Origin of the sequence: Blautia sp. 1001283B150304_161114_C9, assembly GCF_015668165.1 — a bacterium.
GTDB classification, from domain to species: Bacteria; Bacillota; Clostridia; order Lachnospirales; family Lachnospiraceae; genus Blautia_A; species Blautia_A wexlerae.
In genome coordinates this window covers 559-15,005 of record NZ_JADPGO010000049.1, presented here as the reverse complement: position 1 = coordinate 15,005, position 14,447 = coordinate 559, and the positions used below count along the sequence as shown (strand labels likewise).

Here is a 14,447-nt window from a genome sequence, read left to right as displayed (position 1 = left end):
GTATACCACTACATAACGTATAGCTAGTATCCAGTTTTCATTTATTGTGGTGAGATTTTCTCATGATTGTCTGTCGGTAAATAACGTTTTTTAGAGCTGACAGTCCAAACAAAAATATCCTGACAGTTACAGAGCTTTCTGGCTCTGCAACTTGTTCAGGATATTTTTATTTTGATAAATACTTTCTGTTTTTGGCCGCAAAAAATCCTTGTTTGGATTTTTTCAGCCGCATTTTTTTCTAGGCAGTTTTTCCTTCAAATTTTCTCAGTTTTTCGTATAAAAAACGATGATATTTATTTATATTTCTTCCAATAGCATACAGCATGAATTCTTTATATACCTTATCTGCCGAACGGTAATTAAAACGCCGGAAGTTCTCATTTTCCTTGATATCTCCAAAATGTCCTTCCGTCTGAATGGTACGTGTCTGGCGTTTCAGGATCCCGCGTTCACTCTGGATATTGGCATGCGATCTTTCTTTCAGTTCCTCCCATTGTTCATTGATCTTCATGACTTTGTTCTTTTCGGCATCTTTTTCCGCATCATACTTATACAGACAGCGCGCTTTATGTTCACATCCGCTGCAGTCTGCACAACCATATACCTCAAAGGTCTGTGTATATCCATCCTGCTCTTTGCTCTCTGTCCTGAGATGCCGCAGTTCACGTCCGTCATGGCAGATATAGAACTGTTCATCTTCAAAAATCCCTGTCCTCATGTTGTAATATTTACTGATATCTTCTGAATAAGCGCATGTTTTTCGCTTTTCATGATCCTGCAGTTTTATATAACTGGATATTTCATTCCGTTTTAAATAAAGCAGATTTTTTTCACTACAGTACCCGCTGTCCGCAGTTACTTCTTCCAGAATACTCCCGAAAGCATTCTTATGTTTTTCAAGGACCAGGATCAGGGTATTATAATCGGTGCGGTCGCTGCTTACATATCCATGTACGATAAAATAATTCTCTACCGCGATCTGAACATTATATGCTGGCTTTAACTGTCCGTTCAACATGTGATCTTCTTTCATACGCATAAAATTCGCTTCCAGATCTGTTTTGGAATAACTGTTTCTGTCTTTTCCCATGATCTCAAAGCATTCTTTATATTCCATCAGTCGTTTTCCGCATTGTTCCAGTTCCTCATGCAGCTGTTGAAGTGCAGGTTTTCTTTTTCCTTTTCCGTAAACGAATTCGATTCCCTCGTTGTCTGCGATCATCGTGAGATTGTTCTGGAGTTTCCGTATTTCAAGCGGTGAACAGTTATCGATCTCTATAATACGGTTATTTGAAAGCTTTTTATGTTTTACAAGCTTTCGTTTTCTGTTCTTTTCGATCACTTCCCGGACTTTATCCATCCCTTCGATCACAAACATCTGTGCATTTCCCAGCTCGTACTTTGTCCCATAATCATTCTCCTGCAAAAAAGAATTATATTTTTCAAAAAGCTGGTCAATAGAGTCCAGAAGTCCTGCCAGATGATAATTGATGCTTCCGCGCCATACAAAAGTATAACGGTTCGCATTTGCCTCTATCTTTGTACCGTCAATAAAAAGTTCTTTTAATGTGACCAGCCCTTCTTTCTGCAGCCGCCGCATAAACTGGTAATTCAGGTCATCCAGGACATCAGATGTCAGCTTCCTGTTTTTAAAGTCATAAAAAGCATCACGTTTCGGTTTTTGTCCGCGCGTCAGCCAGATAAAAGCAAGGTCTCTTTCACACAGATCAACAATACGGTCAACAGAACGTATTCCCCGCATATTTGCATAGGTAACTACAGCATACATCATAATTGGGTTGTATCCGGTTCTTCCCTTATCTGAACAATTGGCTAACAAGCCAGAAAAATCTAATTCCTCCATCACTTTTTTCAGGGTATAGACTGGATCGTCATCAGGTAAACTCAATTCGAAGAAACTAAAGTTAATTTTCTGTTGCCCAAACTCAAAAAAATCGTTATAATAATTAGTTGTTAGCATAGTTACATTATAACATGTAACGGAGCGAAAGATGGTTGTCGTTAGCCATCTTTTTTTCTTTTTTCAGATAAATTCAGAGAGGGTATGACTCGTTGTGAGTCATACCCTCTCTGCTTTGGAACTATCTATTTCCCGACAACCCCCTGTATTATTTACTCTTATGAAAAAGTATCGTACAGATTAGTACAGTAAACGGTACAGAAAGCACGATCCCGAAGCTTCCCGCCAGTCCCTGCATGATCGCAATACCAATATTATTGGAATTAATGATCTGCTGATACGGAAGATCATAAGAATAATCCAGAAGAAGTGTACTGACACTGCTTCCTGCAAATGCCAGGATCAGTGTGTTGCTGTCTGTTCCCATCATGTCTCTTCCCACACGCAGCCCGGCTTTGAAAAGTTCTTTCCGGGTTAATGAAGTATTCTGTCTGTAGATTTCATCAATAGCACTGCTAATGGACATAGCAACATCCATCACTGCTCCCAGACAGGAGATCAGCAATCCTGAAAAAAGCAATCCGCCAACCTGGATACGATTCGTGTTCCAAAGAGTCATCAGTGTCTCAATATCCGAAACATTAAAACCGGTAATCCCGGAAGCCTTGCTGAAACACCACGCTGAAATTCCTGCAAGAACAACGCCGGCAAGTGTTCCAAGTGTCGCTGCACATGTCTTCCGTGTCGGACCTCCGATCAGATACATAGTAACCAACGTTGTAATAAAGCATACAAACATCGCCGTCCAGAACGGTGAAAATTTCAGATATACCAACGGCAGATAAACAAAGATCACGCAGAAGAATGTAAAAATCAACCCAAGGCATCCCTTAATTCCCTGTTTCCCACCAATCAGACAGAAAGCCAGCAGATAGATAATCGCAAAGATATAAATAATGCCTTCTCTGTCCTGTCCGGACCACCAGCTCTGTTTTTTCCATCTGATTCAATTTAATGACAAAAACAGCGAACATACAGACAAGTAAAAGATAAACAAGATACCGGACTGTCTTCTTTTTCGTAAGCAGCCCGGTAAATTTTGTGCTTTTCATAGAGTTGATTTCTCAGACCCTGTTTTTAATTCTCAGATGTTTCAGCTGCTGCATCTGCATAGCACCCAAATTTCCAAAAAACAATACAGTTTTCTTATGTTTGACAGACATTTACTCTTTCCTTAACAAATACAATTGTTTGTTAAAATTACAGACACAAAGAGTCAAAAAAGAGACACCGGAAATTTTCCGGCATCCCTTCATAATTTTTCATCTTATTCTTTCTTCAGCCAGTAGAATCCGTATGCCGGGATATTTACTCCTGCAGCTTCCATCTCCTGTCCGGTGATGAGGTCTTTGTACAGGCCATCTCTTTCGTTGATCCATGCAGTCTTGTCATATTCGCTGAAATTGAACAGGCCATAGATCTTGTCTCCGTCGTAGTAACGGCCGATGCAGAGAATGCTGTTATCCCAGGTTTCTACTGTCCAGGTATCAGCATTGGTCATAAATGCTTTCTCTTTCTTGCGGATCTTTTCCAGTTTATCCAGCTGTCCGAAGAGCTGTCCCTCTACTGTTTTCGGATCATCTGCTCTGGCAGCCAGATCCCAGTGCATTGCGCCTCTGTGGATATAGCGGGAATCCTGCACTTTATCCGGGTCATTTTTATAAGAGTAATCATTGACCTGTCCGATCTCATCTCCGCTGTAAAGAACCGGGATTCCGGACTGCATGAACATATATGCATGAAGCATTACATCCATCTGGATTGCGCTCTTCATGGCAGCTTTGTCCTTCTCAAATCCGGCTTTCTCGATTCCGCACATAGAAGCTGTAGTTCCGCAGAATCTGGCATCTCCTGTTACAGGATCCTCATTATAAAGGACTCCGCGGCTGTTGCTTTCCCCTGTATAACCCTGAAAATAATCGTTCAGATATTTCTTATGGGAACGCTCCTCAATACCCTCCTGTTTCAGAGTGGCATAATCCAGACCCCAGCCAATATCATCATGGCAGCGCAGATAATTCAGGAATACATAATCCTTTGGTAAACCATTGACAATATCCAGCTGTTTCTTCAGCAGACTTACATCCCTGGTGGCAACTGTATGCCAGGTTGTTGCCATAGTCGTTACGTTATAAAGCATATGGCATTCCGGTTTCTCTACTGTTCCGAAATAAGGAACTACCTTCTCCGGCTCCATAACAACCTCGCCCAGAAGAAGAATACCCGGGCAAACGATCTCACTGATCAGACGCATCATACGTACAATGGTATGTACCTGTGGCAGGTTTCTGCAGGAAGTATTCAGTTCCTTCCAGATATACGGCACTGCATCGATTCGGATAATGTCAATTCCTTTATTGGCAAGGAACAGGAAATTATACATCATCTCATTGAACACACGTGGATTTCTGTAGTGTAAATCCCACTGATACGGATAGAATGTAGTCATTACATAATGTCCGATCTCAGGCAGCCATGTGAAATTTCCAGGAGCTGTGGTCGGGAATACCTGAGGTACTGTTTTCTCATACAGAGACGGAATATATGAATTATCATAGAAGAAATAACGGCTCATATATTCACCATCTCCCTGGCGGGCTTTTTTCGCCCACTCATGATCCTCGGAAGTATGATTCATAACGAAATCCATGCACACGCTAATGCCTTTCTCATGGCAGGCACCTGTAAGCTCTTCCAGTTCATCCATAGTTCCCAGATTTTCCTGAACTTTCCTGAAATCTGCTACTGCATATCCGCCGTCAGAACGACCTTTCGGAGTATCCAGAAACGGCATGAGATGAATATAATTAACATTGTTCTTTTCCAGATAGTCAATCTTGCTTTCCACACCTTTCATATTTCCGGCAAAATTATCGATATAGAACATCATGCCCAGCATGTCGTTTTTCTTATACCAGTCAGGATCTGCTTCACGCTTGCTGTCCAGCTTTTTCAGGACATCTGTACGTTCTTCATAGAAGCGGTGCATCTGGTCACATAATTCTGCGAACATGGAGCTGTTTCCATAAAGTTCCATGTACAGCCAGCGCAGCTCGTCCAGTTTCTTCTCGAATCGTGTGTTATAAACTTTTTCTGCTTTTGCAGCCTTAACAACAGCTTTCTTCGTCTGTTCAACCTTTACTGTCTCTGCTTTTTCAACTGTCTTAACAGCGCTTTCCGTCTTCGCTGTTCTTTTCTTTCTTTCCCTCTGATTCACTTTCTTTTCTCCTCGTATCCATCTATTATCGAATCCGATAGATTCTTGCTTCATAAGGACGCAGTACATCTGTCTGCATATTTTCTTCTGTATAATTTCCGATCAGAAGCTCCAGATCCTCTGCTTTCTCAGAAACAGCATAATCAACTGTGTTTCCATAGAAGTTGCAGACTACCAGAAGCTTATCTTCGCCGTTATCTCTCAGATATGCGAAGATCTGGTTGTGATCCATATCCAGCATGGTGAACTTGCCATCTGTCAGAACCGGAAGCTCTTTTCTCAGCTGGATCAGTTTACGATAATAATTAAAAATAGAATTCTCACGATCTACCTGCTCTGCAGCATTAATCTCTGTATAATTGGGATTTACCTTAATCCACGGTTTTCCGGTTGTAAATCCAGCCTGCTCTGTAGTATCCCACTGCATCGGTGTGCGGGCATTGTCACGGGTTTTCGCATAGATAGATTCCATCAGCTCTTCATGGGTATATCCCTGTGCCCTGCGCTCCTTATACATGCCGAAAAGTTCAATATCACGATATTCCTCAAGCTCATATTTCACATTGGTCATACCCAGTTCTTCCCCCTGGTAAATGTACGGAGTTCCCTGCATTCCGTGAAGAAGTGTTGCCAGCATTTTCGCAGATTCCTCTCTGTACTGACCCTCATCTCCCCATCGTGAAACGATTCTCGGAAGATCATGATTATCCCAAAACAGGCTGTTCCATCCACATCCATAGAGTTCTGTCTGCCACTTATTCCACACTTCCTTGAACTTATGGAATGGAAGAGGAGCCAGATCCCATTTCTCCTTGCCCTCCTGCTGATCCAGACAGATATGTTCGAACTGGAACACCATGGAAAGTTCACTGCCGTCCGGATTGCTGTACAGTTTGGCGATCTCCGGAGTAGCACTCCAGGTTTCACCTACAGAAATCAGATTATCTCTCACAAATGTATGTGCAGTCATTTCTTTTATGTATTCATGAAGCTTCGGACCATTGGATGTGATCTTCTCATCCGGCACTTTTCCCACCAGATCGATAACATCCAGACGGAAACCGCCTACCCCTTTATCGATCCAGAAATTAATGATATCCCACAGCTCCTGTCTCAGCTTCGGATTCTCCCAGTTCAGATCCGGCTGTTTCACAGAAAACTGATGGAAATAATACTGTTCTACTTCCGGTACCCACTCCCATGCAGAACCGCCGAAAGCAGCTTTCATATCATTGGGAAGTACTCCCTCTTTTCCATCACGCCATACATAGTAATCATGATAAGGATTTTCCCTGCTCTTTTTCGCTTCTATAAACCATTTATGTTCATCGGAAGAATGATTCAGTACTAAATCCATTACAATATAAATGCCATGTTCCCTGGCTTTCCCGATAAGTTCTTCCATATCTGCCATGGTTCCGAACATGGGATCCACATCACAGTAATCAGAAATATCATACCCATTATCATCCTGAGGAGAACGGTACACCGGGCAGAGCCAGATACAGTCTATCCCCAGTTTCTCCAGATAAGGCAGCCTCCTGATAATTCCCTGGAAATCTCCAAATCCATCTCCGTTGGTGTCCTGAAAACTTCTTGGATATATCTGATAAATTACGGCACTTTTCCACCAGTCTTTTTTTAACATATCAATTCTCCTTTAATGTCTGTTACATCTGCTTTTATTTTCTTAATTCATATCTGGTAACATCCATCTCCACTTTTCCATCTGCAAAGAAGGAAATTCCGTCTGCGGAGGTGTCTGTATAGATTGTAGCAGTCAACACATGTTCTCCGTCATTGACAAAGATTTCTGCACTGTAACGGTCCAGAATCAGGCGGAGTTTGATTTCTCCGTTCCGGCTGTTCACCTTGCTTCTTCTCTGATGAATGATCGCTCTTCTGGAACCGGAGAATTTTCGGTCAATCTTCAGGACTGATTCATACGGACGGAAACTTACCGCAGTATGATACTGATCATTCTGTGCAAAACGTACTGCAAATTTCTTATAAATATCCTCTGTATCTCCCGGACGAAGTGTAAGTTCCAAATCCACACATCTTCCAGATACACCGTCCAGTTTCAGATCATTTTCAAATGTTACATTTTTATATTCTACTTTATCTGTACGAAGGTTCTCGATCTCTCTGACCGGCTTCTGGATCAGACGGCCATCTTTAATCGAAAGTTCTCGCGGAATACTCATCTGTCCGAACCATTTTCCCTTCGGAATCCGGTTATTGCTGCAGGTATCCCAGTTCTGCATCCAGCCGATCATGATCCTTCTTCTGTCCGGCGCTTCTACAGTCTGCATTGCATAGAAATCAATTCCGTAATCTACAGCCTGATCACTCTCCGGAATGAAAGTTTTCGTAGTCTCATCGAATTTACCGATCAGACAAAGTGTTCCATCTCCGTTATGATATTCAAAGTCTTTCGGAAGCATATCCTGCGGGCTTACCAGTACAACATCCTTTCCATCCAGAGTAAAGAAGTCCGGGCACTCCCACATCTTTCCGAATCTTCCATCATTGGAAAGCATGATGGATTCAAACTTCCAGTCATATCCATCCTCACTTCTGTACAGCAGAATACGTCCGCCTGTTCCATCTGCTCTGTCATTTACAGTTACACAGCGGTAAGATCCATCCTCGCATTTCCACATCTTCGGATCACGGAAATCAAATGGACTGCTGTTCTCCGGCATATCTTCTACTGTAAGGATCGGATTTCTCGGATCTTTTTCATAATCCATTCCATCACCCGTAGCAAGACACTGAGTCTGGATGTCACGGACACCGCCGCCCGGCTGAACTTCTTTGCGCACACCTGTGTACATAAAGAGCTGTTTACCGTCCGGAAGCTCTATAGCACTTCCGGAGAAACATCCCACATAATCGTACGGCATGTCCGGTGCAATAGCTGAAGGCAGGTACTCCCAATGAAGGAGATCATCGCTTACCACATGTCCCCAGTGCATAGGTCCCCACTGACTGTCATATGGATAATACTGATAATACAGATGGAATTTATCTTTATAATAGGAAAAACCATTGGGATCATTCATCCAGCCCACTCTTGGAGATAAATGAAATTCCGGTCTCTCCTGGTCTGTAATGTTCTGTGCCATTGCCTCTTCATATCTTCTGGCATCGCGTAATGTCTGACTTGTCATAATCTATCTCCTTAATATCAGGCGAAAATTCCTCTTTTCGCCATTTCCTCAATATAGTAGTTAAGGGGTCCAAAAACATAAATTGCCTTTGGGCCCCATGTAACTTTATTTATCAGCCTTTTACAGCTCCGGAAGTAACACCTTCCACAATATATCTCTGCAGGAACAGATATAATACCAGGATTGGAAGCATAGCCAGAAGGAGGGCAGCCATTACCAGTCCCAGGTCTGTAGAATATGTACCATAGAATGCCTGTGTGGCGATTGGAAGTGTATACAGCTCTTTACGTGCAAGCACAAGACTTGGAAGAAGGTAGTCATTCCAGAATGCCATGGCATCAATAATTGCTACAGTTGCGATAGTTGGTTTCAGAAGCGGAAATACGATTTTCCAGTATGTCTGCCATCTGTTGCATCCATCAATATATGCGGCTTCTTCCAGTTCCAGCGGAATACTTGTATGAATAGCTCCGTGGAACATGAAAGTTGCCATAGAAAGAGAGAAACCAACATGCATGAAGATCAGTGTCACACGACTGTTCAGAATACCGAAGATACCACCGTAAAGAGATACAAGCGGAATCATCAGAACCTGGAAAGGAATAACCATGGAAGCGATCATTGCAGAAAACAGAAGTCCACATGCTTTCCATTTGTTACGCACAATTACAAATGCAGTCATTGCTGCAAGCACGATCGTCAAAATTGTGGAGGTAGTTGTGATGATCAGTGAGTTCGTAAAGGAAGTCGCGAAGTTCATTTTCTTCATTGCATCTGTGAAGTTGGTAAGGATAAATCCATGAGATCCAACCAGTGCCAGCGGATCTGCTGTAATGTCACCTTTGGTCTTAAAGGCATTGATAATAACCATGATAAACGGGAAGATAAACGCCAGGAATAAGATGACCAGCACTGCTATTGTAATAAAATGGCTTATTTTCTTTTTCTGAGCTGCTTTTTTATTTTCATCCATTATGCTGCCACCTCTCCTTTCTTACCAATATAAACCTGAGTAACACCTACGATCGCGCAGACAATGAACAGAACAAGGGCTTCTGCCTGTCCAACACCGTAGTTCTTATAAGAGAATGCCTGATTGTATACGTGCATGGCTGCCATTACGGAGGAGTTGAACGGCTCGCCCTTTGTTAAGGAAAGGTTCACATCGTATACCATGAAGCATCTTGTGATTGTAAGGAACAGACACTGTACGAAAGAAGATCTCATAAGCGGGATCGTTACGTTGATCGTTGCCTGAGTCTTTGTACATCCATCAATCTGTGCAGCTTCCATAAGGCTCTTGGATACGCTCATGAATCCGGCTACATAGATCAGCATCATGTATCCGGCGTACTGCCATACAGATACGATGATCAGGCAGGCCATTGCACCATTGGTGGTTGCCAGCCAGGAAGTTGAAAGTGCTCCGATAGATAAAGATTTGCCAAGTGCTACGAAAGCACGGTTAAATACGAATTTCCATACATAACCAAGTACAATACCACCGATCAGGTTCGGAATGAAGAAACCTGCACGGAAGAAGTTCTGACCTTTAATACCACTGGTCAGAAGATATGCCAGGAAAAATGCTACTACATTTACCAGAATTACAGCGATAACGGAGTAAACAAGTGTACGGCCAAGTGCCTGCCAGTATGCTGCATCCTGAAATGTAGATATATAGTTTGCAAGCCCTACGAAAGGCTTTTCTTTTGAGACACCGTCCCAGCTCGTGAATGTAAGATATAATCCATAAATAAATGGAACAATCACTACCGCACAGAACAGAACTGTGGAAACACCGGCGAACATCAAGTACTGTTTTACTTTATACTTCATCGTGTTTCTTTCCATATTAACGATCCCCTTTCCCTTTTATTATCCCCGTTTTTCCCTTTTTAGGGAAAGAGGCTGCACGCCGCATGACACTGGCGTGCAGCCTCCCGGGGTGGCATATGCCTTTTATTTAATGTTAGTGCTCTACAGGAGCTGTATTTTTCCAGTAATCTTCAATCTCAGATGCGAATTCTGCACGGTCGATCTGTCCTGCAAGGTATTTCTGGCAGATAGCACCACACACGGAAATGCTGTCATCTGGCATGTAGTTATAGTTACCGATCAACTGGCCGGCATCTGCATATTCTTTTACAGATTTTCCAAGCGGATCAGCTACTTCCAGTTTATTATTGGAGAATGCCGGGATCAGTGCACAGTCATTTACGATGAAGGACTGTCCTTCTTCAGAATCAGCAAGCCATGTAAGGAAGTCTTTTGCTGCCTGACGCTGTTCATCGCTTGTTGCATCAGAGGAGTCGATCATAAAGAATTTGGAACCGCCGCCTACAAGTTTCTCGTTGGAACCGTCATCTGTGTTCTGTGGTACAGGCATCATACCCATGTTTTCGGAGTAGTCATATGCATTAATCACTGACCAGTCCCAGTTACCGCCGAACATGAATGCGATCTGTCCTTCTGCAAGCATCATTTCTGTTGTCTCACGCTCTGCAGCGATTGCAGAATCTTTTGCGTAGTTGTTCTCCATCATTACATCGAAGAAGTCCATAAGGGAATTGAATTTCTCGTTGTTGATCAGGTCTGCTTTTCCTTCGTGAAGTTCGCTGATGAATTCTTCTACATCTGGCTGCTCTTCATATACCTGTGTAAGGAAGTGAGCCGCCAGTGACCAGTCTTCTTTCATGATTCCGGTAGGTGTTTCCATTCCTCCTTTTTTCAGAGTTTCAAGGAGTTCTTTAAATGCATCTAATGTTTTGTAATCTTCCGGATTAAATTTCTCACCAGTGATAGCTTCAATGGCATCTGCATTGTAGATAAGTCCACGAGCCTCTACACATGTCGGAAAACCATTGATCTGGTCATCAATTCCAATTGCATAATCTGTTTCTTTTACCCAGTCCTGATCACTTAAGTCGATCGCGTGATCTTTCGCGAGGGAGTAGATATCTTTCGCATCTACCATGGCCAGTGTGTATGGGTCGTTTGCAGAATATTTGGTAGCCAGGTGAGCTGCTACTGTATCACTGGAATAGTAAACTTCTACGCCAACACCTGTTTCTTCAGAATATTCAGCAGCTTTTTCTTCGAATTGGCTCTGAACTTCCATCTTGGAGTTGAAGATTGTGATGTTTACGTCATCCGCCGCCATAGCCGGTACGGATACAGTTGCCATTGTTGCTGCAGTTGCCATTGCAAGTGCCATTGAAATACGTTTTTTCATTTTCTTTTTTCCTCCTGCTTTTTTAGCTTGTCTTTACGTCCCCGACGTATTTTCTTGATAGTGTTATTCTATCATTATGATTTGTATATGTCAATCGGTTGTCATATATTTTTTGCGTTCCGAAGGCATTTTGTTATAATAGCACTATTTTTATCGTCTGTTTTTGTGCATTTTTACATTCAGTTTTTGTTTTTTCACTGGATTATCACATATTTGAGTTGGTTTTCTATAAAACTTCGCTTATTTTTATAGTAACCGTATGTTATATTCATTTCAAATACATCCCACATTTCTGAATGACCGATTATGATGTTATCCTGTCTGCTTGAAGGGATGCAAAGCACTTCGGTGGTATCATTGGAGTTTCATTTTATGCAATAAAAAAGCAGGTATCTTTCTCGATACCTGCCGATTATTTATTATATTATGTCCAACGGATATTCACAATGCATAGCTTATCAGGTTGTTCCACGTTCCACCAGCGTAACCGGAAATACTGTCTTGGTTGGAACTACCTTACCTGCGTCGATCTGTACGATTGCCGAGATTGCCTGCTCCGCCATCTGTTCTACGGGCTGATGAATGGTAGTCAGTCCGGGACTGGTAAACTGTGCAATGTTCACATCATCGAATCCTACGATCTTCAGTCTGCCCGGGACTTCGATATTCAGATCATAACAGGCCTGCAGTACATAGGCACCAATCACATCTGAGCTGGCGAAAACACCATCTACATCTGGATGCTCGATCAGTTTCTCCCTGACAAATTCGTAATATTCCATAGAATCAAACATCTGCTTCTCTGTCACGATGACAATATTCTCTGTCTTCGTCTTCGCACAGGTGTCACGAAACGCCACTTCACGGAAATCTGCCGGCATACGGACGTCTTCACCTGCACTCATTCCGCCGATATACATCAGTTTATGACATTCTTTATCAATCAGATGCTGAGTTGCCATTGTTCCACCCTGATAGTTATCACATTCTATACTCAAAGTACCTTCATCCATAGATCGTTCCAGTGTGATCAGGGGAAAATCCAGTCCTCTGAACTTCTCAGTTTCGAAGCTTCCGCTACAAAGCACTACGCCGGCCACTCTGCCGCTTTTACACATCTCGATACACTGTTCTTCCCGTTTTTCTTTATTTCTGGAAACAAACAGCATGATACGATATCCCTGTTTCGCAGCTTCCCGTTCCAGTCTGCTCAGAACTTTGGCGAAATAAGGATGTTCAATTTGCGGCAGAATCACACCGATGATATTATTCTTCTGCTTCGACAGGGATCTGGCCATCTCGTTCGGCTGATAATCCAGTTCTTTCATTACCCGATATACTTTTTCCCGTGTCTTATCGCTGATATATCCTCTATTATTCAAAACTCTGGAAACAGTCCCTACTGTCAGTCCCGATGCCTTCGCCACATCCTTGAGTGTTGCCATATGTGTATCTCCTTCGTTGCTCTTTACTGCATGATTACTGTATTCATGATATCCGGTGATCCGGCTTATTCACTATGTTTCATAGTTCAATTTTATTCTATCACCCGTAAATGCAGTATGTCAACCAATAACTATGTTGTATTTTCCGTCCCTAAAATGAATTTTTAAATTCCACTGTCCGCCCCCTATCTTAATCAACAGACCGAGCTTCAGAAGCTGTTGCAGTTGTCCGTGGTTTTCTTCGGATACCGCATTGAATCGCATCCATCTGGCAGGCTTTTGCACATTTTCCACAGTGAATGCATTTATCTTTATCCACGCTGTACCGGAATACGGAAACAGAATTAAAGGCCGAATAAAAGGCCCCAAGTGGACAGATATATCTGCAAAATGGACGATAAATAATGATAGCAAGAATAATCGTAATGATCAGAATTCCATTCTTCCATATATAAAGTCATCCCACCGCACTGCGCATGGATTTATTCAACAGGACCAGAGGAATGCCGCCTTCCAGTGTGCCTGCAGGACAGATCAGTTTGCAGAAATACGGAGCACCCTGACCCATGATATCTACTACGAACATGGGGAGCAGGATAACGAATACGAGAAAGATCACGTATTTCAGTCTGCGGAGCAGTTTGTCCCCTTTAAATGTGCGGATTTTATTTGGGAAAGGAATCTTATTCAGCAGATCCTGGATCAGACCGAAAGGGCATAAGAAACCGCAGACCAGTCGGCCAAGCAGGGCACCGATGAAAATAAGGAATCCGATCACATAGTATGCCATTTTGAAATTCCAGCTTCCTACTACTGCCTGAATAGAGCCGATAGGACAGGCGCCCACTGCACCCGGGCAGGAATAGCAGTTCAGGCCGGGGACACAGGTTATGTTTTACAAGCTTTCGTTTTCTGTTCTTTTCGATCACTTCCCGGACTTTATCCATCCCTTCGATCACAAACATCTGTGCATTTCCCAGCTCGTACTTTGTCCCATAATCATTCTCCTGCAAAAAAGAATTATATTTTTCAAAAAGCTGGTCGATAGAGTCCAGAAGTCCTGCCAGATGGTAATTGATGCTTCCGCGCCATACAAAAGTATAACGGTTCGCATTTGCCTCTATCTTTGTACCGTCAATAAAAAGTTCTTTTAATGTGACCAGCCCTTCTTTCTGTAGCCGCCGCATCAACTGGTAATTCAGGTCATCCAGGACATCAGATGTCAGCTTCCTGTTTTTAAAGTCATAAAAAACATCACGTTTCAGTTTTTGTCCGCGCGTCAGCCAGATAAAAGCAAGGTCTCTTTCACACAGATCAACAATACGGTCAACAGAACGTATTCCCCGCATATTTGCATAGGTAACTACAGCATACATCATAATTGGGTTGTACC

9 protein-coding genes and 2 pseudogenes are annotated in these 14,447 nt (G+C 42.6%); all 11 read right to left on the bottom strand.

Annotated features, from left to right (window positions below; all coding sequences use genetic code 11):
• Positions 1-238: 238 nt before the first annotated feature.
• Positions 239-1,981, bottom strand: coding sequence for an IS1182 family transposase (locus tag I4V44_RS16280; protein ID WP_196002969.1), 1,743 nt, complete (start codon positions 1,979-1,981; stop codon positions 239-241).
• A 148-nt stretch (positions 1,982-2,129) separates the two neighbouring features.
• Complete coding sequence (locus I4V44_RS16275; protein WP_243100014.1) at positions 2,130-2,816, bottom strand: YibE/F family protein; 687 nt, start codon at positions 2,814-2,816, stop codon at positions 2,130-2,132.
• A gap of 432 nt (positions 2,817-3,248) precedes the next feature.
• Positions 3,249-5,198, bottom strand: coding sequence for an amylosucrase (locus I4V44_RS16270; protein ID WP_330610663.1), 1,950 nt, complete (start codon positions 5,196-5,198; stop codon positions 3,249-3,251).
• A gap of 25 nt (positions 5,199-5,223) precedes the next feature.
• Entirely contained in the window at positions 5,224-6,846 is a 1,623-nt protein-coding gene (locus tag I4V44_RS16265; protein ID WP_196002968.1) for a glycoside hydrolase family 13 protein, read from the bottom strand.
• Positions 6,847-6,880: 34 nt separating this feature from the next.
• The gene (locus I4V44_RS16260; protein WP_118569011.1) at positions 6,881-8,374 is read right to left on the bottom strand and encodes a glycoside hydrolase family 32 protein; all 1,494 of its coding nucleotides are present in this window, start codon (positions 8,372-8,374) and stop codon (positions 6,881-6,883) included.
• 112 nt (positions 8,375-8,486) lie between these two features.
• Positions 8,487-9,347, bottom strand: a complete 861-nt coding sequence (locus tag I4V44_RS16255; RefSeq protein ID WP_118331663.1) for a carbohydrate ABC transporter permease — start codon at positions 9,345-9,347, stop codon at positions 8,487-8,489.
• Positions 9,347-10,228, bottom strand: a complete 882-nt coding sequence (locus tag I4V44_RS16250; RefSeq protein ID WP_118331662.1) for a carbohydrate ABC transporter permease — start codon at positions 10,226-10,228, stop codon at positions 9,347-9,349. Before I4V44_RS16250 ends, I4V44_RS16255 begins: the two co-directional genes overlap by 1 nt.
• 118 nt (positions 10,229-10,346) lie before the next feature.
• The gene (locus tag I4V44_RS16245; RefSeq protein WP_118331661.1) at positions 10,347-11,609 is read right to left on the bottom strand and encodes an ABC transporter substrate-binding protein; all 1,263 of its coding nucleotides are present in this window, start codon (positions 11,607-11,609) and stop codon (positions 10,347-10,349) included.
• A gap of 458 nt (positions 11,610-12,067) precedes the next feature.
• Positions 12,068-13,054 (bottom strand): LacI family DNA-binding transcriptional regulator, encoded by a 987-nt coding sequence (locus I4V44_RS16240; RefSeq protein ID WP_196002967.1) that lies wholly within the window; start codon positions 13,052-13,054, stop codon positions 12,068-12,070.
• Between the two features lie 190 nt (positions 13,055-13,244).
• Positions 13,245-13,940, bottom strand: a pseudogene (locus tag I4V44_RS18390) (4Fe-4S binding protein); the annotation flags it as partial.
• Positions 13,900-14,447, bottom strand: a pseudogene (locus I4V44_RS16230) (transposase); the annotation flags it as partial. The pseudogenes I4V44_RS18390 and I4V44_RS16230, both read right to left, overlap by 41 nt.

What these genes read in the sequence shown, in the direction of transcription:
- I4V44_RS16280 (WP_196002969.1), bottom strand. Translation starts at nt 1,981, where the DNA reads ATGCTAACAACTAATTATTATAACGATTTTTTTGAGTTTGGGCAACAG.
- I4V44_RS16265 (WP_196002968.1), bottom strand. Translation starts at nt 6,846, where the DNA reads ATGTTAAAAAAAGACTGGTGGAAAAGTGCCGTAATTTATCAGATATAT.
- I4V44_RS16260 (WP_118569011.1), bottom strand. Translation starts at nt 8,374, where the DNA reads ATGACAAGTCAGACATTACGCGATGCCAGAAGATATGAAGAGGCAATG.
- I4V44_RS16255 (WP_118331663.1), bottom strand. Translation starts at nt 9,347, where the DNA reads ATGGATGAAAATAAAAAAGCAGCTCAGAAAAAGAAAATAAGCCATTTT.
- I4V44_RS16250 (WP_118331662.1), bottom strand. Translation starts at nt 10,228, where the DNA reads ATGGAAAGAAACACGATGAAGTATAAAGTAAAACAGTACTTGATGTTC.
- I4V44_RS16245 (WP_118331661.1), bottom strand. Translation starts at nt 11,609, where the DNA reads ATGAAAAAACGTATTTCAATGGCACTTGCAATGGCAACTGCAGCAACA.
- I4V44_RS16240 (WP_196002967.1), bottom strand. Translation starts at nt 13,054, where the DNA reads ATGGCAACACTCAAGGATGTGGCGAAGGCATCGGGACTGACAGTAGGG.